The 23,442-nt window shown below is 51.5% G+C and carries 17 protein-coding genes; 15 read left to right on the plus strand and 2 right to left on the minus strand.

Annotation, left to right across the window (positions count from 1 at the left end):
* From K6V98_RS05855 to K6V98_RS05895, 9 genes are all read left to right on the plus strand, one after another.
* The coding region (locus tag K6V98_RS05855) for a hypothetical protein (protein WP_222199601.1) at nt 1-235 on the plus strand (235 nt) is incomplete at its 5' end.
* Nucleotides 236-453: 218 nt separating this feature from the next.
* Entirely contained in the window at nt 454-1,248 is a 795-nt protein-coding gene (locus K6V98_RS05860) for a phosphatase PAP2 family protein (RefSeq protein ID WP_222199602.1), read from the plus strand.
* An 80-nt stretch (nt 1,249-1,328) separates the two neighbouring features.
* Nucleotides 1,329-3,038 (plus strand): glucose-6-phosphate isomerase, encoded by a 1,710-nt coding sequence (gene pgi / locus K6V98_RS05865; RefSeq protein WP_222199603.1) that lies wholly within the window; start codon nt 1,329-1,331, stop codon nt 3,036-3,038.
* A gap of 190 nt (nt 3,039-3,228) precedes the next feature.
* Nucleotides 3,229-3,651, plus strand: a complete 423-nt coding sequence (locus K6V98_RS05870) for a PTS sugar transporter subunit IIA (RefSeq protein WP_222199604.1) — start codon at nt 3,229-3,231, stop codon at nt 3,649-3,651.
* A 279-nt stretch (nt 3,652-3,930) separates the two neighbouring features.
* Nucleotides 3,931-4,398: a PTS sugar transporter subunit IIB gene (locus K6V98_RS05875; RefSeq protein ID WP_222199605.1), complete on the plus strand. Its 468-nt coding sequence runs from the start codon at nt 3,931-3,933 to the stop codon at nt 4,396-4,398.
* Nucleotides 4,399-4,543: 145 nt separating this feature from the next.
* Nucleotides 4,544-5,323 carry a PTS mannose/fructose/sorbose/N-acetylgalactosamine transporter subunit IIC gene (locus tag K6V98_RS05880; protein ID WP_222199606.1) on the plus strand — a complete coding sequence of 260 codons (780 nt, stop codon included), beginning with the start codon at nt 4,544-4,546 and terminating at the stop codon, nt 5,321-5,323.
* A complete protein-coding gene (locus K6V98_RS05885; protein ID WP_306792800.1) occupies nt 5,304-6,155 on the plus strand; it encodes a PTS system mannose/fructose/sorbose family transporter subunit IID in 852 nt (283 codons plus the stop codon). Before K6V98_RS05880 ends, K6V98_RS05885 begins: the two co-directional genes overlap by 20 nt.
* A 197-nt stretch (nt 6,156-6,352) precedes the next feature.
* Nucleotides 6,353-7,357 carry an SIS domain-containing protein gene (locus K6V98_RS05890; RefSeq protein WP_222199607.1) on the plus strand — a complete coding sequence of 335 codons (1,005 nt, stop codon included), beginning with the start codon at nt 6,353-6,355 and terminating at the stop codon, nt 7,355-7,357.
* Nucleotides 7,358-7,431: 74 nt separating this feature from the next.
* Nucleotides 7,432-8,538, plus strand: a complete 1,107-nt coding sequence (locus tag K6V98_RS05895) for an SIS domain-containing protein (protein ID WP_222199608.1) — start codon at nt 7,432-7,434, stop codon at nt 8,536-8,538.
* A gap of 570 nt (nt 8,539-9,108) precedes the next feature.
* Here K6V98_RS05895 and gpmA read toward each other — a convergent pair.
* A complete protein-coding gene (gene gpmA, locus K6V98_RS05900) occupies nt 9,109-9,867 on the minus strand; it encodes a 2,3-diphosphoglycerate-dependent phosphoglycerate mutase (RefSeq protein WP_222199609.1) in 759 nt (252 codons plus the stop codon).
* Nucleotides 9,868-10,186: 319 nt separating this feature from the next.
* On the opposite strand from gpmA, the gene K6V98_RS05905 reads away from it, so the two are divergent.
* From K6V98_RS05905 to proB, 4 genes are all read left to right on the plus strand, one after another.
* The gene (locus K6V98_RS05905) at nt 10,187-10,600 is read left to right on the plus strand and encodes a hypothetical protein (protein WP_222199610.1); all 414 of its coding nucleotides are present in this window, start codon (nt 10,187-10,189) and stop codon (nt 10,598-10,600) included.
* A 169-nt stretch (nt 10,601-10,769) separates the two neighbouring features.
* The gene (locus tag K6V98_RS05910) at nt 10,770-12,275 is read left to right on the plus strand and encodes a nicotinate phosphoribosyltransferase (RefSeq protein ID WP_222199611.1); all 1,506 of its coding nucleotides are present in this window, start codon (nt 10,770-10,772) and stop codon (nt 12,273-12,275) included.
* 768 nt (nt 12,276-13,043) lie between these two features.
* The gene (locus tag K6V98_RS05915; protein ID WP_222199612.1) at nt 13,044-18,101 is read left to right on the plus strand and encodes a glycosyl hydrolase family 95 catalytic domain-containing protein; all 5,058 of its coding nucleotides are present in this window, start codon (nt 13,044-13,046) and stop codon (nt 18,099-18,101) included.
* An 80-nt stretch (nt 18,102-18,181) separates the two neighbouring features.
* Nucleotides 18,182-19,303, plus strand: coding sequence for a glutamate 5-kinase (gene proB, locus K6V98_RS05920; RefSeq protein WP_222199613.1), 1,122 nt, complete (start codon nt 18,182-18,184; stop codon nt 19,301-19,303).
* Nucleotides 19,304-19,306: 3 nt separating this feature from the next.
* Here the strand turns inward: proB and K6V98_RS05925 are convergent, their stop codons facing one another.
* Nucleotides 19,307-19,504, minus strand: coding sequence for a hypothetical protein (locus K6V98_RS05925; protein WP_222199614.1), 198 nt, complete (start codon nt 19,502-19,504; stop codon nt 19,307-19,309).
* Nucleotides 19,505-19,571: 67 nt separating this feature from the next.
* On the opposite strand from K6V98_RS05925, the gene K6V98_RS05930 reads away from it, so the two are divergent.
* Together K6V98_RS05930 and K6V98_RS05935 are read left to right on the plus strand one after the other, a co-directional pair.
* On the plus strand, nt 19,572-20,858 hold the full coding sequence (locus K6V98_RS05930; RefSeq protein WP_222199615.1) for a glutamate-5-semialdehyde dehydrogenase: 1,287 nt from the start codon (nt 19,572-19,574) through the stop codon (nt 20,856-20,858).
* Between the two features lie 12 nt (nt 20,859-20,870).
* Complete coding sequence (locus K6V98_RS05935) at nt 20,871-23,408, plus strand: helix-turn-helix transcriptional regulator (protein WP_222199616.1); 2,538 nt, start codon at nt 20,871-20,873, stop codon at nt 23,406-23,408.
* Nucleotides 23,409-23,442 lie beyond the last annotated feature (34 nt).

Here is a 23,442-nt window from a genome sequence, read left to right on the forward strand (position 1 = left end):
CGCTTCATACGCGATCATGCAGGTAACAGAGGCAGAGCATAAACCGGAAACAGTGGTGTTCACGCTCTACAGAAGCCAAGAACAATATGATGAGTTCGGGCGCGACCCGGGCAGCTATGGCTTCGTAAATGGCTGTGCGCGGTTTGCTGGAGGCGTGCTTCGCATGCGGGGCTTTGATGTGGAGTACCGCTACCCGGACGAGGGGGCTATTAGAACTCCGGGGAGTAGGTATTAGGTTCTTAAGGTAGGGGGTCGCTGTAATGGCGACCCCTCTTTTTATACATTCGGTGGTTTCTTAGCTTTCTCCGCGTCCCTAATTTGTCCCTAGGTTGCGGAAAATGCGTCTCTTACTTTGTCGTTAAAATGAATAATGCCTGATAATCAAATTATATACTCTACCTGCTATTTATATTGTATATCATTGGTGTTTTCGAATCTGCACTTGGGAGTTACATGAATAGACGTGACAGTACCTCTGAGCCAGTTAATGCAACGACTGAGCGCCGCGAGCTTAAACATCTTGAGCCAGTACATCTGTCTACAGGCGCATCAGCTCCCATCAGCGCTCAAAGCGATGTTCTTACGCCAGAAGAGCGGCGAAGCTTACCGCATCGACTGGCATCTCTTATTCGCACCAATGCCTTGCTCTTAAGTATTCTGGCGTGCGCGGCGATCTTTCTGCTGCTCCTTCGCGAGGTCACCCGCACCGAGACGATAAAGATTGATGCCTGGGCTTACAGTCTTATTGTGGAACGGCTCCGCGCTCCCTGGCTCACGCCGATTATGTCTGCCTTTTCGGCACTTGCGTCTCCCATTATTCTTGCAGTTCTCTTGCTCGTTATTGCTGCTTTTGCGCCGGGACGCCGCCCAGGCTGGTGCTGCACCATCAACCTTGGGCTTGTAGCTCTTTTAAATCTCGGTCTAAAAAGCATTGTCCAGCGTCCCCGTCCAATAGGTTTTCGAATAGCGGAAGCAAGTGGCTTTAGTTTTCCTTCAGGACACTCCATGGTTGCCATGGCTTTTTTTGGCCTGATCGTTTGGCTGGTTTGGCACTATGGAAAAGATCAAAAGCGTCGCGTGCTGCTCACGGCGGCGTTTGCCATCATCATTGTCATGATTGGAGTAAGCAGGATTTATCTGGGAGTTCACTATGCGAGCGACGTGCTTGCTGGCTTTATGGCAGCGCTTATTTGGCTTGCAGTGTATACACGTCTCGCGGTGCCGCTTTTCTTGCGCCCACGCTCCTAACAACCAGCCAAACAGGCGCTACAATAGAAACCAGAGAAAGTCTGCGAGCAAACTGCTCGCGCCGTACCGGAGGAGGATCCATGTCAACCCTTCCCGTCCAACCCGATCATGCACCTGTAGACGCTGTGCAAACGACTGCTTGGAAAGCACTTTCCGCGCATCGAGATGAGATGCTTGCGAGTAAAGCATGCTTGTCTGACTGGTTTGAGGCCGATCCAGATCGCGTTGAGTCCTTAAGCTATAACGTGGGCGACCTGCATTTCGACCTATCAAAAAATCTGCTCACCAAAAAGACGGTAGGACTGCTCTGCGATCTCGCTCGCGATGTGCGCCTAGAGGAGCAACGCGATGCCATGCTGTCTGGCGAGCATATCAACACGACTGAGAACCGTGCCGTGTTGCATACGGCGCTTCGTCGTCCTGCAACTGATGTCGGTACGCTTATCGTAGACGGCCAAGATGTGGTAGCAGACGTTCATGAGGTTTTGAACCGGATGTATGCCTTTGCCGATCAGGTACGTTCTGGTTCGTGGACAGGCGTTTCTGGTAAGCAAATTAAGCACGTTCTATCCATTGGAATTGGCGGCTCTGATTTGGGTCCCGTGATGGTATATGAGGCGTTGCGCCCCTATGCCGATGCCGGGATCGATTGCACTTTTGTTTCCAATATTGATCCGAATGACCTGGCAGAAAAGGTGCGCGGCCTCGATCCGGAGACTACGCTCGTAATCATCGTTTCTAAGACGTTTACCACCCTAGAAACCCTTACGAATGCTCGCGCTGCCCGCACGTGGCTTTTGGATGCACTCACTCAGTGTGGAGCAATTGATGGCAGCGAGGAGTCGCGCGCCCGTGCTGTGGCTCAGCATTTTGTTGCGGTGTCTACGGCACTTGATCTCGTTGCTGAGTTTGGCATCGATCCTCAAAATGCCTTCGGCTTTTGGAATTGGGTGGGCGGCCGGTATTCGGTCGACTCTGCCGTTGGGCTCTCGCTGGTGCTGGCGTTAGGCCCTGAGCGCTTTGCTGAGTTCCTCGGTGGCTTTTATGAGATGGATCGCCATTTTGCAGAGACTCCGCTTGAGCAAAATGTGCCAGTGCTCATGGGTCTTCTGAACGTTTGGTACGTGAACTTCCTTGCTATCCGCACGCACGCGGTCTTGCCCTATAGCCAGTATCTACATCGATTCCCAGCATATTTGCAGCAGCTTACGATGGAGAGCAACGGCAAGCATGTCCGCCGCGATGGCACGCCGGTTACGTCTGCCACTGGCGAGATCTTCTGGGGTGAGCCGGGAACAAATGGTCAGCATGCCTTCTATCAGCTCATTCACCAGGGAAGTCAGCTCATCCCTGCAGACTTTATTGCGTTCGTAAACACTGCCCATCCTGCAAAGGATGGCGAGCAAGACGTGCACGAGCTCTTCTTAGGGAACTTCCTCGCTCAAACTCGAGCTCTTGCTTTTGGAAAGACTGCCGATGAGGTGCGTGCCGAGGGTACGCCTGAGTGGATGGTTTCTGCTCGCGTATTTGAGGGCGGCCGTCCTACCACGTCGATCTTTGGTGTTGAACTTACTCCTCATACTATGGGAGCTCTTATTGCCCTGTATGAGCACATTACCTTTGTACAGGGTGCGGTTTGGGGCATTGACTCCTTTGACCAGTGGGGCGTTGAGCTTGGCAAGCAGATGGCGCGCCAGATTACCCCAGCCTTCCATGACGATGAGGCGCTTGCTGCCCAGGATGCAAGTACTCGCTCATTGATTGAGTTTTATCGGGCACATCGCCGGTAGTGGTAAGCGTAGGCGTGAGATGTGTCGAGCTTCGTGTTCGGCACGCCTTATGGTTGTAGACGGTTGCGAACACGTGCGAGCACCAGAAATGATCGCAGGGGATTGCGAACGACGCGAGTGCGCGCAAGCAGTGCCCACGCGAACGAATTGCGGTTGCTCGATAGGGTTGCGTGCACACAAAGGGGAGCATATGGCACAGATTATTATTGCATCACATGGTGGCTTAGCTGCAGGAATCGTTGATTCTATTCGCATGATTGCCGGCGGAGTAGCAGACGGTATTGAGTCGTACGGGCTACTTCCCGGTGAAAGCGCTGATGATTTTCGGCAGGAACTTGAAGAGCGTATTAAAGCAAGTGATGAGCAGTTTATTATCCTTTGCGACATCTTAGGTGGCAGTGTTCATACAACCTTGTTGAGGCTTACCCATCTTCCAAATGTGCTGATCTTTTCTGGTGTGACCCTGGCACTTGCCTTAGAAGTTGCGCTCACTGCTCAGGATATTGTGAGTGCTGAGCGGGCAGAAGAGCTCATTGCAGGAGCCCGCGAGGGTATGACGGTTAGGATCGGAGGCTTCTCCTTAGTTGCGGAAGACGAAGACGAGGACTTCTAAGACAGATGCCTGCTGGTGCTCTGTCCTAGCTTGCCTTGCTTGTTTCGTATGATTTTTTCTAGCGCAACCTCTCTGACGTAAGGTCTTGCAACGAGGCCACCTGTACCTTTACAGCTTTTCTAGGCTTTTCCAGAGCGCTGGGGCTCAGGTTTTACGAGCAGTTGGTTTGTACTCAGTTCGTACCTTGTACATCAAAAAGCCGTTATTGCTACACCGGTTGCGGCACTCAGGTTTGTATTCAGTTCGTATCCTGTACATCAAAAAGAGAAAGAGAAAGAAATGATTAAGCTCTTACGGGTTGACCATCGCCTTCTCCATGGTCAGGTTGCAGTTTCTTGGAAGGGTGCACTCGATGCGGACTGTATTCTCATCGCAAACGATGCTGTACCCACCGATGCGCTTCGTAAATCTGCGCTCAAGGTAGCCAAGCCTGCTGGCACGAAGCTGGTAATCAAGACCATTGCGGACTCGATTGAGGCAATTAATAGTGGTGTGACCGACAAGTACTCACTTCTGATTGTGGTTGAATCCATTGCCGATGCAGCCAAGCTCTGTCGAGGTTGCAAGATCTCTGTTGTAAACCTAGGTGGTACCAAGGTGCGCCCGGGCACGCGAAATATTTCTAAGGCGATGAATATCACCGAGGAAGAAGCAGGGATTTTGCGCGAGCTCGTATCAGAAGGTGTGCAGGTAGAGATTCAAATGGTGCCGGATGACTCACCGGTAGATGTGATGCGTGTCTTGTAGTCTCACATTCTTCTTGCGGCAAACATATAATCAAGCTCACGGATGGCATGTGTGCCTTCCGTAGCTTCCGTGCGGCAAAAAGTACGGGTATCTGTCCTGCGTGATGACTCGCTCATGCGCATGTAAAAAAGAAAGGAGCAAGAAGATGATTGTCCAAGCAATTATGCTCGGACTCGTCGCCATGCTCGGCAACGCGGAGTACCTCTTGGGTACCTCGTGTTTGTCCCGTCCTTTGGTGATGGGTACGCTCACGGGCATCGTGATGGGAGATATTCCCACTGGTGTTACGCTTGGCTCCACCTTAGAGCTTGCCTTTATGGGCTCATTCTCTATTGGTGCAAGCATTCCTCCTGAGATGATTTCAGGCACCGTGCTTGGTACGGCATTTACGATCTCTACGGGTTCAGGGCTTGAAACCGCTATCACTATTGGTATTCCGGTAGCCTCACTTGTCTTGATCCTCAAAAACATCGGCATGGTCTTTATTTTGCCTCCCTTTGTGCACCGTGCAGACACGTACGCAGCTCAAGGTGATGCTGCAGGAGTTGCACGCATGCATTTTTTAGGTGGCTTCTTGGGTGTCAATCTGATTATTGGCCTTGCCGTCGGTATTGGTTTTTATGCAGGAGGCTCTGCCGTTCAGGCTCTGCTGGATATCATTCCTGAATGGGTTTCTAATGGTCTACAGATCACGATGGGGCTGTTACCGGCTATCGGTTTTGCACTGCTCCTCAAGATGATTATGAACCGTGAGGTTGCTTGCTTCTTTATTTTAGGTTTTGCAATTGCCACCTATCTCAAGATCCCAACTACCGGCGTTGCCATTTTTGGTGCCGTTGCCGCCGTTGTGCTCGGACAGATTCATCAAAAGCTAAATATGCGTCCTGCAATTGAGGGGGGTATGGATGATGACGACGACTTCTAAGCCAGAGGCCGCTACAGCTGAACAGACCAAGCTCACTAAGAGCGATCTTAATAAAGTGATCCGTCGCTCCTTAAGTATAGAGTGGGATTGGAACTACGAGCGGCAGATGAACATGGGCTTTTGCTACGGCATGCTCCCCATCATCGAAAAGCTCTATCAAGATCCTGCCGACCGAGTAGCTGCTATGCAGAGACATTTGGAGTTTTTTAATACCACGCCTCATATGTCAACTTTGATCTTTGGCATTACCACGGCGATGGAGGAGCAAAACGCAGCGGATCCCGATTTTGATACCGAGAGCATTAGCAATGTAAAAGTATCGCTCATGGGGCCTTTGGCCGGCATTGGCGATTCCTTTATCTGGGGAACCTTGCGCATTATTGCGACCGGTGTTGGTGTGAGCCTTGCCGCCCAAGGCAATATTTTAGGACCGATTTTGTTTTTGCTACTATTCAATATCCCAGCTCAAGGCCTTAGATACTACCTGATGCATGCCGGTTATAAGCTGGGTAGTGGCTTTTTACAAAGGATTCAAGCAAGTGGCCTTATGCAGACCCTAACCTTTGGAGCATCAATCTTAGGCCTCATGGTCATTGGTGGTATGACGGCAGAAAACGTATCCATTACGGTTCCCTTGGTAATTGGCGAGGGTGAAGCCGCCACCACGCTCGGTGAGATCTGCAATACCATTATGCCTGGCTTGCTACCACTTGCCTTCACTCTTTTACTCTATTGGTTGGTGGCTAAGAAGAACGTTAAGACAACAACGTTATTGCTGCTCTTGGTAGTCATAGGTCTTGCTGGCTCCTTTTTTGGAGTCCTTGGAGTCTAGGGCAGGCATACAGCTACTTTTGCCACCCAAGATGTTCGGGGGCGGCGATGGTGCAAGCCGCTGGAGTGCTGAAGCACAGAAGGGTGCTTATTGGTTCCTTCCTCTGTGCATAATGCAGTGCAAGAGAAGGGCGCTAGCTGCGTGTCGAGATATGTTGGCAATGAGTTGTTTTTACGCGATACAGAGAGGGCGGCTACATGGCTGACTTAGTGAAGTTTGATGAGCAAGCAAAGATTGCAAGTGTGCAAGGCGCTCTTGGCCTGCGTGCTCAGATTGAGCAGGTGGTCGATGCAATTTTCGAGCAGGGTTATCACAATATATGCTGGCTTGGTATTGGAGGAACCTGGGCAAGCGCTATGCAGGCAACAGTTCACATGAAGGAGCGCTCAGCATGTGAGGTGTGGGCTGAGAATGCAGCGGAGTATCTTACAACGGGAAATCGCCGCATTGGTACGGGCACTGTTGTTATTACGTCTTCGGTTACCGGCAGCACGCAGGAGGTGGTAGATGCAGTGCGCAAGGCTCGTGAGGCAGGAGCTATCGTTATTGGTTTCATTGATCGCCCCGAAACTGAACTTGCGCGCATGGTGGATCATCTCATCTCGTATGATGAAAACGAGCAGCTCAAGTTTTTCATGGTGGCAGATCGATTTATGAAAAACGCTGGCGAGTTTGATGAGTATGATGAGCAGTACGCTGAGTTTGATGCCCATTTGGCTCGCGCCCTTGTAGAGGTTGAGAAGCGTGCCGATGCGTTTGCTGCTGAGTTTGCCAGCAAGCACGCTGAGGATCCAATCCATTATTTTGTGGGTGCCGGCAATCAGTGGGGTGCCACCTATTCCTATGCAATGTGCTACTGGGAAGAGCAGCTGTGGCGCAAAACGAAAAGCATCACATCTGGTGAGTTCTTCCATGGCATGTTTGAGATTGTGACCAAAGAAACTCCGGTGACGGTCTATATCGGCGAGGACGCCCAGCGCCCACTGTCTGAGCGTGTTGCTCGATTCTTACCGCGCATTACGGCTAACTCGACAGTCATTGATACGCGCGACTACCCACTTGAGGGTATCTCTGAGCGTTTCCGTGGCAATATTTCTCACCTGGTTATGCATGCGGTCAACAATCGGATTGATGTGCATATGGAAATTGAAACGCGCCATCCTATGGAGATTCGTCGTTACTATCGCCAGCTGGACTACTAAAAACCGGATGGTGGGAAGAGGATGCTGGGCTCGAGTTGAGCTCAGCATCTTTTTTACATGAATAGGGGAGTGAGATGTCAGGCATTAAGATCACAGAAGAGCGACGTCTGACCATGTGGGACTACATCGTTGAGGCACCTGGTGTGGCGCTCAACAATCTCGGCCGATCAGATGAGCTTCTCGAGCCACTTTTTTGGGCAATGGGAAGTGCTGCGCCTGCCAGGATCTGGATTGTTGCATCGGGCTCGTCGCAACATGCTGCCCTGATTGCCCTGCCCTTTATGCGCTCTTGCTTGCCCTCTGTGGATGTAAAGGTCATTCCACCTTCTACCTTTATGTACTACGATCATGAGGTGGAAGCCGAAGATATTGTGTTCGTTGTTACGCAAAGTGGTCTTTCTACCAATGCGATTGAAGCTCTGGATTTCGTTCACGCTCGTGGCTGGCAGACAATTTGTGTAACTGCCAATCCGCATGCAGATGCTCGTGAGCATGCCGAGAACGTCATTGATTATGGTGCTGGTGAGGAGCTTGTTGGCTATGTAACTAAAGGTGTGGTAACACTTGCCGTCTTTTTCATGATGCTTGCGGCAAAGCTCGGTGGATGTTCTGAGCGATTGCAAGAGATAGAACAGGTTATCAGGACTTCGGAGGACGTGCGTAGCCAAGCAGTTGCCTTTTTTGAATCTCATATGAAGGATCTGACCTCCATGAGCGTTGCCTATTTCATGGGAGCAGGCCCTACTTGGGGAGTTGCGGCTGAGGGCGCGTTGAAAATGGGCGAGACGGTTCATATTCCAAGTCCGCTTTATGAGCTCGAAGAGTTTATTCATGGCCCTAATCTTCAACTCACGCCTGCCTACACTGCCTTTTTCTTTGATGCACCAGATGGTGCTTCTGATCGCTGTTGCCAAATTTGGCGAGCAACGGCTGAGGTGACTGATCGCGCCTATTTACTGACGACACGACCTGAGTTAGCGGCCGAGCTAGGGGTTCTTGCGGTGCCTGAGCTTCCTTCTGCTGACCTCGCATCGTTAGCCTTTTTGCCAGCAATACAAACCCTCAGCTTTTTGGTAAGTGATGCGTTGGGATCCACGAAACAGCATCCTTTGATCCGGCGCTTTAAAGCAATTGCTGCTGCAAAGACGGAAACCTTCGTGAACTACGATCGTGATGACTAGGATGCACTGAGCGCTGAGTTGGTGAGCGTTGAGCGAGGTGCGACGCGTTGTGCCGTTGAGCGAGGTGCGACTTGTGACGTGCGATGTGCTCGGAGCATTGAGTGGGATGCGACGCGTGACGTGCGCTGCGGGGCGACGCGTTGTGCTGTTGGGTGATGCGTGTTGAGCTTGTGGACGATATCCGTCTCATCGTTCTCACTCCGAGCCTTGGACGTTGAACCGGAAGTGCCAAGGATTACATTGCCACATATTGAAATGAATAGCAGCGCGGAATGCCGAAAGGGTACAGAGGGGGTTCAATTTATTACATTTATTGTCCGTGAGGCACAGATTTGACGCGAAGTGCGGGCAAAAATGCTCCTCACGACACCAAAATGCACGCACGCTATGGTTCACAATAAAAAAGGCAGCCGGTTTTAAGCCGACTGCCTTCCTATCAATGCAGACATTGCACTGAGTTTTTAGGTCGTCTCAACCTCGATAAGCTCTTACCGTACGTCTTACTGAAGACTCGGTTCAGCCTCACTCAAACCCTGCTTGCAATGCCTCATACAAATCCGCACTTGATGCTTATTTGGCCTTACCCTGGTTTGCAACAGCATCAATCTTGGCAGCAATTGCATCGGCATCACCGATATAGCGCTTATCCAAGACGTTCATATTCTTATCAAAGGTATAGACGCAAGGAACGCCGGTGGGGATGTTGACCTCAAGAATCTCCTCAGGGGTCAGCTTCTCAAACTTCATCACGAGAGAACGAAGTGAGTTGCCGTGAGCAGCAATGAGCACGCGCTTGCCAGCACGCATCTCAGGCAGGATATTGTCCTCAAAATATGGCCAAGCGCGAGCGATGCAGTCCTTCAGGCACTCGGTATAGGGCAGTTCATCTGAGGGGATATCGCGATACATTTCCTGAGTGTGCGGATCGCGCTCATCGCCAGCCTCAAGGGCGGGAGGCTGTACATCAAAGCTCCGGCGCCAAATCTTTACCTGCTCATTGCCGTGCTCAGCAGCAGCGTCGGCCTTGTTCAAACCCTGCAGGGCACCATAGTGGCGCTCATTGAGCTTCCAGCTCTTAATGACCGGGAGCCACTCGCGATCAAGCTCAGCTAAGATGATATTGAGGGTATGAATGGCACGCTTCAGCTGTGAGGTATAGCAGACGTCAAAGTCAAAGCCCTCGGCCTTAAGGGCACGTCCACCAGCAGCAGCTTCAGCGCGGCCTGTATCGGTCAGATCCACATCGGTCCAGCCAGTGAAGAGATTGAGCTTGTTCCACTCACTCTCACCGTGACGAACGATCACGAGTTGCATGGTGTCTTGTGACATGGATTTCCTTTCGTTGTGGTTACCAGCCGTGTCTTGGCTTGTTTTATTGTCGCACGCTATACCATGCGTGTCGAGGTTTTAAGGCTAAGAGATCTCATGGCTCAGGCGAGTGCCGGCGTCTGTTTGTCGAGGTCATATCATGGTCTGAGGTTCTATTGAGCTCTTGGGCATTGCATAAGAACCTCAAGCGCACGACAGCTATACTTGGCTACATGAGTTGATCTCGGCTTGTGTTTAGATCTCGTGGATGTCTGCCGTTGGTGCTCATGCAGCATGTGATGCGAGAAGTACAGTTGAGACGTGGAGCTGAAGGAGTTATATGGCTGATCAGAACGGTCTTCCATTGAGTGATGACGAACGCCAAGAGCTTGAGGTGCTTCGAGCAGAAAAGCGCAAGCGCGAAGCCGCGCGTGCAGCTCAAGAGCGTGCAGAGCTTGAGGCCTTGCGGGCAGAGGCTCAAGAAGAAGCCTCATCGCTTCCGCTCCCAACAGATCAGCCCACACAGGCTGCGCCGCATCCGGCAGGCAAAAAGCCTACTTCCGCTCCGGCTCAGTCCATCAAGGACGACCCGATCGTCGATCCTGATAACCTGACCTTTGGGCAAAAAATGGTACTCACGCCAGAGCCTCATGACCCTGATGAGCTTCCACCTATGGCACCAGCGCAAAAGCTCATTATCGCCTTTGCTCTGATCGCCCTGTTCTTGATGGTTCGTTACATCTTTTTCCGTTGATATCGGTTGATGAGCCTGCATGCCGGTCGATGAACCTGTATGTCGGTTGAAGGACCTGCATGCTCTCATCCGCGCACTGCTCCCTAACCGCTCTGCTTGTAGCGCTGCACACAGAAGCGCTAGGATGAGAAGCCTCAGGCGCTGAGCAATACATGCAGGAAGGAGCTCCATGGCTCTCACTGATAAAACTTCTGCTACCGATGTAGCTCTACTGACGGATCTCTATGAGCTAACGATGGCTCAAGGGCTTTGGGAGAGCGGCAAGCTGCATGACTCGGCCTGCTTTACAGCATTTTTCCGCGAGAGCGCCTTCGGCTCTGCCTTTTGTGTCATGTGTGGAACTGCTGAGCTGCCTGAGCTCGTTGAGTCGATTCGCTTTAGTGATACAGATATTGCCTATCTTGCAAGCTTGGCTGCGCCAGGTGGCGGCTCTATGTTCAAGCCAGGCTTTCTTGAGTTTTTGCGCACCTTTAAGATGCAGGTCACGATCGATGCCATACCAGAAGGGGAGCTGGTATTTCCACGAGAGCCTATGGTTCGGGTAACTGGTTCGGTGCTTGAATGTCAGCTATTAGAGACTGCCTTGTTGAATACCATTGGCTTTCAAACGCTGGTTGCTACAAAAACTTCGCGCGTGGTAGGTGCTGCAGAAGGTCGTCCGGTATCTGAATTTGGTCTTCGTCGTGCTCAAGGCCCAGATGGCGGCCTATCCGTTGCGCGTGCAAGCTATGTTGCTGGTGCATCTTCAACCTCAAATGTGCTTGCAGGTAGACGCTATAATATTCCGGTCTTTGGCACTCATGCCCACAGCTGGGTGATGAGTTTTGATACCGAGCTTGAGGCCTTTCGTGCTTTTGCGCGTTCGAGCCCTAATAACTGCACGCTGCTCATAGATACCTATGATGTGCGCGAGGGTGTAGAGCATGCCATTATTGTGGCTCATGAGATGGAAGAGCGCGGCGAGCGGCTTTCTGCAGTGCGGATCGATTCAGGGGATTTAGCAAAGCTAGCAACCTATGTGCGCGCTCGTCTTGATGCTGAAGGCTTGGACTACGTAAAGATCGCCGTTTCAAATGATCTGGATGAATACACGATCCATTCTTTGCTTGATCAAAGAGCGCCTCTGGATAGCTTTGGCGTAGGAACTAAGTTGGCTACGTGCTTTGATCAGCCGGCACTTGGCTGTGTGTACAAGCTTTCAGCGCGCCGAGCGACAGGAGAGCAGGACTGGACGCCTGTTTTGAAGCTCTCTGAGCAGCCCGCAAAGCGTACGATTCCGGGATTTCAAAGCGTGAGGCGCTATATGGACGAGCACGGTTCACCCATATGCGACATGATTTATGACCAGGCATGTGTGGAGGGAGCAGGCACGACCTTGGTGGCGGTTCACGATCCGGCGTTGGTAACCGATGTGTCAGGCTTTGCTTTCCGCGAGCTTTTAGAACCATGTGTGCGCGATGGCCAAGCGGTGAGGCCGCGTGAGAGCCTTGAGGTTGCTCGCGAGCGTAATCAGCGAGCCCTTGCGGCACTTGACCCTGCGTATAAACGTTTCTTGTATCCACAGTCATACGTGGTAGGACTTGAGCGTGGCCTTGCGAATCTGCGGGATCGCTTAGTGCGTGAGCGCATGGCCGAGGTCTCAACAGCGCTGCCATGGAGGCACCGACGCCAATAAATCCTTTTCGGCGAAGGGCAGGGTGCATACATCCGTTGTGGGGCAAGCAGCCATGCGAGCGACTTATGCAATTGACGCGTGATGGCACGTGTGTTCACGTTTTGCTGTGTGCCGTTCGGTCGCGCGTCCCAGATGATTGATACATGAAAGCAAATACGCTCACGCTTTGTAGTGTACGTTCGATCGAGCGTCTCAGTTTTTTGGTGCGTGGCAGAAAACGTGCTGAAATGTGCCGTATGGCGATCGGTGCAGCACCTCAGTTGATTGGCATCCGGTGTAGCAAGCCCGCTCAAATCTGGTAGTCCGTTACCTGACAGAGCGCCGGAGCCGATCTCCAGCCGATGACAAAACGTCCTCAAGTCTGGTATTGCAACCGAGATACATCTCAGCGCGCTCAGCATGTGTACCTGTGTCCTACAGAGCCATTCACGGTTTGATTGCTACCATCCGTGGATCAGCGCATCTAAAAAATGATTACGTTAACAATCGGCTCATATCGCTGCTGATAGGATTTTTCTCATGCGTACGCCCCAGTTTGAGCGCGGAGGAATCATGCAGCAAAAGCATTCTGAAATCTCGTCAGGCAGTGTTTTGGCGAGTGCTGAAAGATTTCAAGCAAAACGCGTGCGGTTATGTGGGCACTCGCTCCAAGCCAGATGTATGAGCGCGCGCACGAACCTTACCCAGGCAGCATGTCTTACGCAGCACGCACCGCTTCTTCATTCAGGGCACGTAGCGCGCTTGCTGCATACCTTCATGGCATTGCTCGTGGCTTTTGTACTCGCATGTCCCACACCCGCCTTTGCGCGTTCATTTGCGAGCAGAGCCAGCGAGCCTGCCATCAGCCTCTCTGAGCATGAGGTGGAATCTCAGCCCGAGCAGCTTGCTGCCAAAGCACCTGCCAATCCCTTGCGCCTTTGGTACGACGAGCCATCCTCTGCGTTTCGTGGTGAAGATGAGCAGGACAGGCGTACGTGGGAGAAGCGCACCTTGCCGATTGGCAATGGAGATATGGGTGCCAATATCTATGGTGAAATTGGAACTGAGCATCTGACTTTTAACGAGAAAACGCTTTGGACGGGAGGGCCGAGCAAGAAGCGCCCTCATTATCAGGGCGGTAACTTGGATGCAAAGGGCAAGCATGGAGATACGCTCAAGCGGATTCAGGCCTTATTTGCTGCAGGCAAAACTGCTGAGGCATCGGCTCTCTGTGATGAGCTGGTGGGTTCACGCGATGGGTATGGATCCTTTCAGCCCTGGGGAGACATCTATATCAAGCATATCGACCTTGATCCAGCACATGTCCAAGGATTTATGCGTGACCTCAATCTTTCTGAGGGCATCGCACATGTTTCGTTTGAGTCGGCAGACACAGCCTATACCCGTGAGTTCTTTATGAGCCATCCGGCAAAGGCGTTGGTAGGCCACCTTGAGTCAAAAAGGGCTGGCAATCTCAACCTAGAAATAAGCTTTCCTTCAAAGCAAGGAGGCACCACGTATGCCGAAGGGAATACGCTTCGGCTGGCCGGAGAAGTGAGCGACAATCAGCTTCGCTATGACTCAATCTTGACGATTGATACGGCAGGGAGTGGTTCGGTTCAAGCGGCAGGGGATAAACTTATTATTTCTGGCGCGCGTGAGCTGACCTTTACGCTTGTAGCAGCAACTGATTACAAAAATGAATATCCAACGTATCGAACCGGGGAGACACCGGAGGCACTTGCCGAGCGAGTCAACGCTGCGGCTGCAGGTGCAAATCCCGCCAACTACCAAGAGTTGCGAGCCGCTCATATTGCTGATCATACGGCGCTTATGGGGCGCGTAGCACTTGACCTTGGTTCTTTTGGCGCAGTCTCTAAGCGTCCGACCGATGAGTTTTTGCGCGCGTATAACGAAGGCACTGCAAGCGATGCTGAGCGCCGACAGCTTGAGGTCATGCTCTTTCAATATGGCCGCTATCTCACCTTAGGATCCTCGCGCGAAGATTCCCAGCTTCCCAGCAACTTACAGGGAGTCTGGAATGATAATGTGAATCCGATCTGGGCATCTGACTACCATATGAATGTCAATCTTCAGATGAATTATTGGCCGGTGTACTCCACGAACCTTGCTGAATGCGCCCGTCCGCTTATTTCGTATGTGGACTCCTTGCGAAAGCCTGGCCGAGTAACTGCGTCAGTGTATGCAGGTATTGCCACTCCTGAGGGAGATGAGGCTGGTAGAGGCTTTATGGCGCATACGCAAAATACTCCATTTGGCTGGACGTGCCCTGGTTGGCAGTTTAGTTGGGGTTGGTCTCCGGCGGCGGTGCCGTGGATTTTGCAGAACACCTATGATGCGTGGCGCTATAGCGGCGATATTGAGCAGTTAAAAACAGATATCTATCCTGCCTTGCGTGAACAGGCGTTGTTATACAGCAGGCTCTTGGTAAAGGGTGTCGATGGAACCTATTCCATTGTGCCGTCGTACTCGCCTGAGCACGGCCCTCGTACTGCAGGCAATACGTATGAACAAACGCTTGCGTGGCAGTTGCTGCATGATGCTCTGGAGGCTGGCAAGCTGCTTGGAGAAGATGCGTCTGTTATGGCGGACTGGCAGGATAAGTTTGATCATCTGCGCACTCCCATTGAGATTGGTTCGGATGGTCAGATAAAAGAGTGGTATATCGAGGATGCATACAATAAGGATGCATCTGGCAAGCCAATTCCGGATAGCCAAGGCTTCGGGCACCGCCACCTTTCTCACATGCTTGGGCTCTTTCCGGGAACTCTGATCTCATCTGATACGCCTGCATGGTTTGAAGCTGCAAAAAAGTCCATGAACTTACGAACCGATAGCTCTACTGGCTGGGGTATGGGCCAGCGCATTAATACTTGGGCACATTTGCACGATGGTAAGCGCGCTCATAAGCTCATTGGAGATCTCTTGCAGAGCGGTATCTACGCGAATCTTTGGGATACGCATCCTCCGTTCCAAATTGATGGAAACTTCGGTGCAACGTCAGGTATTGCAGAGATGCTGTTGCAGAGCAGCAATGGTTACATCGATCTGTTGCCTGCTCTTCCTAAGGCGTGGCAGACGGGTTCCGTTTCTGGCCTTGTTGCTCGGGGCAATGTGGTAGTTGATATGGATTGGAGTGCCGGTGCGCTCACCGAGGCGAAATTCCTGCCGCGCTCAGGCGGTGAGCTGGTCGTGCAGGTACCAAACGCCGCCTTGGCTGTTGTGACCAATGCCTCAGCCGAGCCGGTGGAGATAAGAGCCATCTCACAAGATCGAATTGCGTTTGATACCGTTGCTGGAGAAACCTATTGCTTGAGCATGATACCGGCCATAGATCAAGCTCCGGTACCAAGCGGTGGCATGGCTCTCAAAAGCACTGATAATCGGGTAGATCTGAGCTGGGAAGCAGTTGCAAAACCAGGGGCGGTATATACGGTTTCTCGCCGGGTGGGCGAGGGTAGCTGGGTGCCCATTGCAACAGAGCTTGTTGAGCCTTCGTATACCGATCTTGAAGCCTTTGATGCTTTAGGAGCGCTTACATATCGTGTGAGTGCTCGCTCCACTGGGCGGGAAAGTGAACCAACTGAGCCTATCGCTGTTCAAGATCTGAGAGCCATGACAGGCATCATTGATGATCAAGACCCACGGGTGATCTATACCGGAGCCTGGGGTAATTGGAATGTGGCATCTGATGGCAATAGTGGCGGAACCATTAAGTATCTCAATCAGCCAACAGGATCCGAGACCGCGTCACTGCTGTTTTACGGTACCGGTATTGAGCTTATAACTGCGAGAAATTCTGATCGCGGCACGCTCGAGATCACAATTGATAACAAGGTTGCTGAGACGGTTGATACCTATGCAGCCTCTTCTGAGCGTCAAAAGACGGTGTTTTCTCAAACGGATTTACAGCGCGGCGTCCACCGCATCGTTGTGCGTGCAACAGGAGAGAAAAAGCAGGGGAGTAGTGCCAAGGTCGAGCTGGATGCTTTTCGTATTCTTGATCGTGATGCGGTGCCAATATCCAACATATCCCTGAGTACAGCACATGGTATAACTACCGTTGCAAAGCCTGATTCCAATCTTTCGATGCAAGCCGTCATTACTCCGGAACATGCTTCAAAACAAGCACTCGCATGGTCGGTTAAGACTCTGTCTGGCACAGCACAGGGAAGTATTATCAATACCGGTCTTTTAAGTGTGCGTGGCCAATCAGGAGTTTTGCGTGTGTATGCGCACGCAACCGATGGATCAGGAGTTTCTGGGAGCTGTGACATTACTGTTTCTCAACCAGGTGAGGTAGCGCGTCCCGTTGATGATACAAAAAACGGAGCGCTCAATCGTGATGGCCTGACCTGGGATGCTGGCTGGTCGCCATATTTTGGAGAGGCATCGAAGCATTTTGGCGGCTCAAAGACGGAAGTAACTGGTGTAGGTAAGCGGGTGCGCCTGAGTTTTCATGGCACAGGTGTGCGCGTTTTTGCACAAAAGCACGAGAATTTCTCAGCCTTTGATGTTGATATTGATGGGCAGAGCTTTGGCCAGGCAAGTCTTGCGGGATCGTCCACGGGTGATCCGCAGTCGCTCATCTTTGAAAAGACGGGGCTTGAGAACACTGATCATGTGTTGACGCTCACGGTGGCTGAGCGGGCAGGCCGCCAGAAGGCGAATATTGATTATTTTGAAATCCTCGCTCCAAGCACTATAGTCGATAAGTCTCAGTTACAGGAAGGCATTGAGGCTGGTGCGGCTTTGTATGCTGATGAATATTCACCCTCGAGCTGGGCTCGTTTTGAGCAAGCATATAAGCAGGCAGCCCGTACGATGAATGACGATCGCTCCACCGAGCAAGACGTAGCTCAAGCGCTGTCGGCGCTCACGTCTACAACAGATGAGCTCGAGCCTCAACCCGTACCTGTTCCAGAGTTTGCTCCAGATGCTGCTCTTCGTGTTGCTGCCATAGAGCCTCATGCGTTTGCTGTACGTTGGGATGCGGTGCCCGGGGCGTCTGCGTATATCGTTTGCGCATCAGCAGAAGGCCAGCCTACAAAAGAGATGAAGGTTGCTGAGCCTTTTGCACGATTTGTTGATCTTGCGCCTGATACGCACTATGCAATCAGTGTGTTCGCGTGCAATCGAGTAGATGGTGTATCTGAGCGCTCACTTGAAACAACTGCGACTACCTTGCAAGAGATGCAAGAAGCACAGGTTGTTCCACCAACCGGCATTGCTATTGAGCCTACAGAGGATGAAGGTACGGTTCGGGTAACGTGGAGAGCAGGGAGTGCGCGGTCAGCCGAAGCATTGAGCTATCGGTTGTATGTGAATGGGAAAGAGCGAGCTCGCGTGAGGGTGCCTGAGGCAACGTTGTCTGATCTTGAGCGCAACCACGCCTATCATGTTCGCTTGGTGGTAGAAGATGGACAGGGAGCATATTCGCTTCCAGCAGCTTTCTATTTCATCTATGCAGGTCCAAAAAAGCCGATTGACCCCAATAGTGGCTCTGAAATCGATTCGAATACATCAGATGAGGGGGAGATATCGGATACGGAAAAGGATCCAGGCTCGAGCTCTTCTTCTGACACAACAACAGATGAGGATCAAAAGCCGGGAGCCTCGAATCCAGGAGGGCAAGGCGAGCATACCACCACCGGCACGTCCAACCATGGAGAACAGCACAGGCAAACCAGCGCAGCTCAGAAGAACGGTACTCGGCTTCCTCGGACAGCTGATCATGCGAGTAGCCTGATTCGAGTACTGCTTCTGGCGGGTGCCGTGTGTGTGGCAGCTTGGTTGATCTCTTACCGGCGAGCTGAGCGTCGATAAGCGTATATAATGGGCGGACAGCTCAGAGGGAGATGCTGTCTTATATCCTTATGAGTTGGCTGCTCAGAGAGGATAGATGCATGCCTGTGTGCCCAAAAACGATGGTTGTTAAAATCGGCTCTTCAACCCTTGTGGACTCTGATGGGCAGATCAGGAGTGAGTTTATTGCTGATCTGGCGCGTCAGGCAGCGCGTCTTCGCGAGCTTGGCTGGAATCTCGTGGTGGTAAGCTCTGGCGCTATTGCATCCGGCGCTCCGCTCCTTGGTTTTCATACCCGTCCAACGGACATGCCAAGCCTTCAGGCCTGCGCATCAGTTGGACAGTGCGTGTTATCGGCAGCCTGGGACGAGGGTTTTCAGTCCAGTGGGTTAATCTCGTCACTTGTGCTCATTACACGTCACGATACCGCTCGGCGTGCCTCGTATTTGCATGCCCGTGATGCTTTGACGCGCTTGGTTGAGCTTGGCGTGGTACCGGTGGTAAATGAGAACGATACCGTTTCGGTTGATGAGATTCGCTTCGGCGATAATGACACGTTGGCCGCCTTGGTAAGCTGCTTGGTGTCCGCAGATCTCTGCGTCATTCTCTCTGATATTGATGGTTTGTATACTGCCAATCCCTCACTGGTGCCCGATGCTGAGTTTATTCCTGTAGTTACCAGAATTGATGCCAGCATTGTTGAGGGAGCGGGGGATTCAAGTGGAGCAGTTGGTACGGGCGGCATGATTACGAAGGTTCAAGCTGCTCGTATTTTAATGACGGCAGGTATTCCGAGCGTTATTTGTTCAGGTGCCGAGCCTCATGTTTTAGAGCGCCTAGCAACAGGAGAGGCGATAGGAACACGGTTTGAGCCTCCTCGTGCTCGCTTCGATATTGCTCCGCGAAAGCTCTGGATTGCGCTTGGCGATGGCGCTCATGGCTCTCTCACGATAGACGAAGGGGCGAAAGCAGCCTTAGAGCAACGTGGCTCTTCACTGTTGCCAGTGGGTATTCAAAAAATTTCAGGGAGCTTTTCTGCTGGTGATATTCTCGATGTGCGCGATCAGACCGGCAGGATTATCGCTCGAGGTATCGCTGGAGCAAGCTCCGAGGTGTTGGAGCTCGCAGCTGGTCGCAGACGAGAAGAGATTGCAGCGAATCGCCTCATTGCAGAACTTGCGGAACATCCCGCCATTCATCGAGATGACTTGATCGTTTTTTAACGATCAACCGGCTCGCTTAGGAAAACGGAATACAGACATGGTGGCATGAGGTGTGGGTGCCTCACGCAGGGGTGTCCCATGCTGGAGTGGCTCACGCATGAGCATCTCACGTTCGGGTGTCTTACGCCCAAGCGTTTCACGCTCAGGCGCCTCACGCATGAGCGTCTCACGTTCGGGTGTCTCGCGCGTTACCAAAGCCATTCTAGACCCTTCATATCTTTGCGCCGGGTTAGTATAAGAGCAAAGAAACCAATGCTAAGGAGGAGCTATGTCTCAAGATGTATCTCTGTATGTAGAAAAGCTTGCTCGTGGGGCAAAGGTGGCTTCACGTTCACTCGGATTTACCGATAATGCAACGCGCCAGGGCGCTGTGCGTGCAATGGCAGCCGCCTTGCGTGACCGCTCTGCAGAAATCTTGGACGCCAATGCGGAAGACATGGTAGATGCGCGCGCCCAAGGAACTTCAGAAGGCCTCTTAGACCGACTGCTATTGACGCCTGAGCGCATGGAAAGCATGGCTGCAGGTCTTGAGGCTTTAGCGAATCTTCCTGATCCTGTAGGACAGATTCTTGAGCATCGGACAATCAATGAGGGGCTGGATCTTCAGAAGGTTGCAGTTCCTTTGGGCTTGGTTGCCATGGTGTATGAGGCACGGCCAAATGTGACGGCCGATGCTGCTGGTATCTGCATTCGGACGGGCAATGCATGCATCTTGCGCGGGGGCTCTCTTGCTCAGCGTTCCTGCGTTGCTATTGCTCACGTGCTTGCCGATGCGGTGTATGAGGCGGGCTTGCCGCGAGAGGCAGTCAGCATCATTGAAACCGTCGACCGTGCGGCAACAGGTGCGCTTATGGAGCTGAGAGGCTTGGTCGATGTGCTCATCCCTCGTGGTGGCGCTGGTCTTATTCAGCGTTGTGTTCGCGAGAGTCTTGTTCCGGTTATCGAAACAGGAACGGGTAATTGCCATATTTATGTGCATTCATCTGCTGATTTTGACAAGGCGAGAGCCATCCTTTTGAATGCAAAAACGCAGAGAACAGGCGTGTGCAATGCTGCTGAATCTCTTCTAATTGATGAGGAGATCGCCCCTTCGTTTGTGCCTGTCGCACTTGCCGATCTGGCATCTGCAGGTGTTGCTGTCCATGCAGATGAGGATATTTGCGCACTTGCAGAGGCAGCAGGCGGCAGGATTGCGCATGCGGTTGTTCCTGCAACCGATGCGGATTGGGGTCGTGAATATCTTTCACTTGATATCAGCGCCAAGCTTGTATCTGGAATTGATGAGGCCATTTTGCATATTAATCGCTATGGCACCGGCCACTCCGAAGCAATTATTGCTGAGGACAAAAACGCCTGCGAGCAGTTTTTACGGGAAATTGATGCGAGCGCTGTATATGCAAATGCATCAACTCGCTTTACTGATGGTGGTGAGTTTGGACTGGGTGCCGAGATAGGTATTTCCACTCAAAAGCTGCATGCACGCGGGCCATTTGCGGCTCAAGCTCTTACAACGTATAAGTACGAGATTCGTGGTACCGGACAGGTACGCTCGTAGTTTATGGATCGTATGGGTCATATCACCAGCGTTTTTGAGAAGAGCATGCAACTCTCACCCTTACTGTTGGCCATTTTACTTGCTACTCCATATTTTGTTTTTAATCCCACGGTAGGCCCTGGGTATTCAGCAGACTATGTTTTGTATTCTCTCGGTCTTTTGGGTTCAGTGGGATGTTCTTATTTCCTCGACCAAATCGGAATGCTTGATTGGCTGTCAATAACTGCAGCTCGGATTCTGTCTATGCTCGCTGCAGGACTGCTTTCAATCTATGTTTGTCCCCAGCTTTTGAGTATTCCTCTTTTTATTCTGCACGGCGGCTGGTTTATTCCCGCTTTTCAAAGCATGAGAGTTCTTGCTGAGATGCAAATCGTAATATCTCCGCTCACGGGCTTTCTTGTAGGACTCTCGGTGATTGTATCGAGTCAGCATGGCGGTTCAGGTCGAGTTAATCAGAAGCAAAAAGATTGCTCTTTTACGTCGCTGGTTATACCTGTATTGATCATCGCTTGTTTGCGACAGGGGCTGTGGTATCCGATGCATATCTTTGGCTTCTCACGAGATTATGGTTCGGTTTCCCGTGTGCTTTCTCTTGCTATGGGAGTCGTCGCTGCTGTGAGTATTGCTTTTGCCGTACGCACAGCTAAACGTGGGTATTTAGATGGAAAGGCTCGACCGAGAGTCCTGTGGATTTTAACCGCCGTGGGTCTTGGTGGCCTCATTTGGAATCTTGTAACAAGAGGTGTTCGCCTTGGTTATGCTGAAAGCCTGCTCGTAGCATTCATTGCTGTGGGTGCGATCTGTGTCTCAGCAATTTGGCTGCTGGTTACTTCCAAAGAAAGGGAGTCCGATCAGCCTCAGGATGGGGATGAGGTTCGACATAAAGAGTTTTTTGAGCTTCTCGCTTCGTATGAATTGACCGTTCGAGAATCTGAAGCAGTCGCAGCGATGTTGGCGGGTTTAAGTTCAAGTGAAACTGCAGAGGAGCTTGGTATTAAGGCTTCAACCGTTCGCTCAAGGCTGCAGCGCGCTTATCGACGGATAGGCGTTCGCGATGCAGATGCACTCAGAAGGAAAGTGCTTGATGACGGTAACCAGAGGGATTCTGATGAAACGTATGATACGTCTAGCGATGACGACCTCGATCCTTGCTCAGTACGTCATCATATGCTTCTTGTAGCTCTGCTGGTTGTGCTGGGAGCGACCTTATTGCCCGTTCCCGGCGCAGGAGGCATATGGGGCATTGGCCAAGATGTGATATTTGCCACTTCAGCAGGTATGCTGCTTGGTTCACTCGGAGGATTTTTACTAAGAAAGGGCAATTCCTGCTTTACTGAAAAGCAGTCACGAGTCCAGGGTTTTCTTTACTTAGGGCTCATAGTATGGCTGCTTTGCGGTGTGGTCGTTTTGCTGAGTATTGATGGCTCAGCCTGGTGGCGGCCCGTTTGGCTGAAGCCATTTTCGTTGCTCCCATTCATTGCTCGCGTTGCATTGATTGCCCTTGATGCATGCATGTTGATACATGTGGCTAGCAGTCAAGCTGTTTGTGCTCACACGGCTAAAAAGAGCTGTATTTACCCTTTAATTTTCCTTGTTGTTGGGCTTATTGGAGTTGGTCTACCTATCTCTATGGTGCGGCCGGTACTTCTGGGCGCTGGCGTTGTGTACATATTTATCTTTCAATGCAGAGTTGGTTGTATACCGGCTTCTTCTAGCACCAAAACCGAGGTTAAGTTATCAGGATATGTGCTGGTTGGCGTTGTGCTTTTAGGGCTGAGCTTAGGTGGAATGGTAGAAGAGGCTTGGCGTGAGCTATCTGGCTTATCATATTGGGCCACTTCTCTACCGTTTGCTCTTACTTTGATTGCGTCTACATGCATGGTGTGTTTGCTTATTGTGCGTCGTATTGCCATGAGACTGCTCCTCGTCTTGGGTGCTTGGGTGCTCTTGATGCATCTACTCTTGATTCCGCCCGCAATAATCTTGTGTTTTATCTGCTGCATCTCCGTAATCTTTATCTTATCAATGCTTATCCGCGAGGCAGATCGTCAGGAAGCTATCATAGTTTTGTCTTATGCGCTGATTGCATTTGCGATTGGCTCATGCGGCTTGGCATGGGTGGTAAATGCAGTTTATGATCGCCTCTTCTTTTCTCATGCGATGGCCTTGAAGGCATATAGTGGCGACGTGCTGCTTGCTCAGTCTGTTCTTCTTTATCTTTTAGCTGTGATGTTTTTATTAGGATCCATAGCTACCGTGGGTCTTATGCGTTCAATTAGAACGACAGAGAGGATTCATCAACTTGAACGGGTAGTTGTTGGAAATCTCGATCAACGGCTTCACGCTTTCTTTATTTCACAAGGTTTGAGTGATTTGGAAGCCCAGGTTTCAACCCGGATATTTCATGGCTATACATCACCGGAGATTTCTGAGGCGATTAATTACTCACGCGGCTCCATCAATACAGCACGAGCCTCTTCGTATAAGAAATTGAGAGTTCATAGTCGACTTGAGCTGATCGAGGCGATTCGGCAAGGTCTAGGGCTATAGACAGCTGACATATCTCATTTCATATCCCTGATGT

The sequence above is a fragment of the Collinsella ureilytica genome (genome assembly GCF_019795105.1).
GTDB classification, from domain to species: domain Bacteria; phylum Actinomycetota; class Coriobacteriia; order Coriobacteriales; family Coriobacteriaceae; genus Collinsella; species Collinsella ureilytica.

What these genes read in the sequence shown, in the direction of transcription:
- K6V98_RS05885 (WP_306792800.1), top strand. Translation starts at nt 5,304, where the DNA reads ATGATGACGACGACTTCTAAGCCAGAGGCCGCTACAGCTGAACAGACC.
- K6V98_RS05870 (WP_222199604.1), top strand. Translation starts at nt 3,229, where the DNA reads ATGGCACAGATTATTATTGCATCACATGGTGGCTTAGCTGCAGGAATC.
- K6V98_RS05925 (WP_222199614.1), bottom strand. Translation starts at nt 19,504, where the DNA reads ATGGCTTTGGTAACGCGCGAGACACCCGAACGTGAGACGCTCATGCGT.
- gpmA (WP_222199609.1), bottom strand. Translation starts at nt 9,867, where the DNA reads ATGTCACAAGACACCATGCAACTCGTGATCGTTCGTCACGGTGAGAGT.
- K6V98_RS05930 (WP_222199615.1), top strand. Translation starts at nt 19,572, where the DNA reads ATGTCTCAAGATGTATCTCTGTATGTAGAAAAGCTTGCTCGTGGGGCA.
- K6V98_RS05935 (WP_222199616.1), top strand. Translation starts at nt 20,871, where the DNA reads ATGGGTCATATCACCAGCGTTTTTGAGAAGAGCATGCAACTCTCACCC.
- K6V98_RS05860 (WP_222199602.1), top strand. Translation starts at nt 454, where the DNA reads ATGAATAGACGTGACAGTACCTCTGAGCCAGTTAATGCAACGACTGAG.
- K6V98_RS05905 (WP_222199610.1), top strand. Translation starts at nt 10,187, where the DNA reads ATGGCTGATCAGAACGGTCTTCCATTGAGTGATGACGAACGCCAAGAG.
- K6V98_RS05875 (WP_222199605.1), top strand. Translation starts at nt 3,931, where the DNA reads ATGATTAAGCTCTTACGGGTTGACCATCGCCTTCTCCATGGTCAGGTT.
- K6V98_RS05895 (WP_222199608.1), top strand. Translation starts at nt 7,432, where the DNA reads ATGTCAGGCATTAAGATCACAGAAGAGCGACGTCTGACCATGTGGGAC.
- proB (WP_222199613.1), top strand. Translation starts at nt 18,182, where the DNA reads ATGCCTGTGTGCCCAAAAACGATGGTTGTTAAAATCGGCTCTTCAACC.
- pgi (WP_222199603.1), top strand. Translation starts at nt 1,329, where the DNA reads ATGTCAACCCTTCCCGTCCAACCCGATCATGCACCTGTAGACGCTGTG.
- K6V98_RS05890 (WP_222199607.1), top strand. Translation starts at nt 6,353, where the DNA reads ATGGCTGACTTAGTGAAGTTTGATGAGCAAGCAAAGATTGCAAGTGTG.
- K6V98_RS05880 (WP_222199606.1), top strand. Translation starts at nt 4,544, where the DNA reads ATGATTGTCCAAGCAATTATGCTCGGACTCGTCGCCATGCTCGGCAAC.
- K6V98_RS05910 (WP_222199611.1), top strand. Translation starts at nt 10,770, where the DNA reads ATGGCTCTCACTGATAAAACTTCTGCTACCGATGTAGCTCTACTGACG.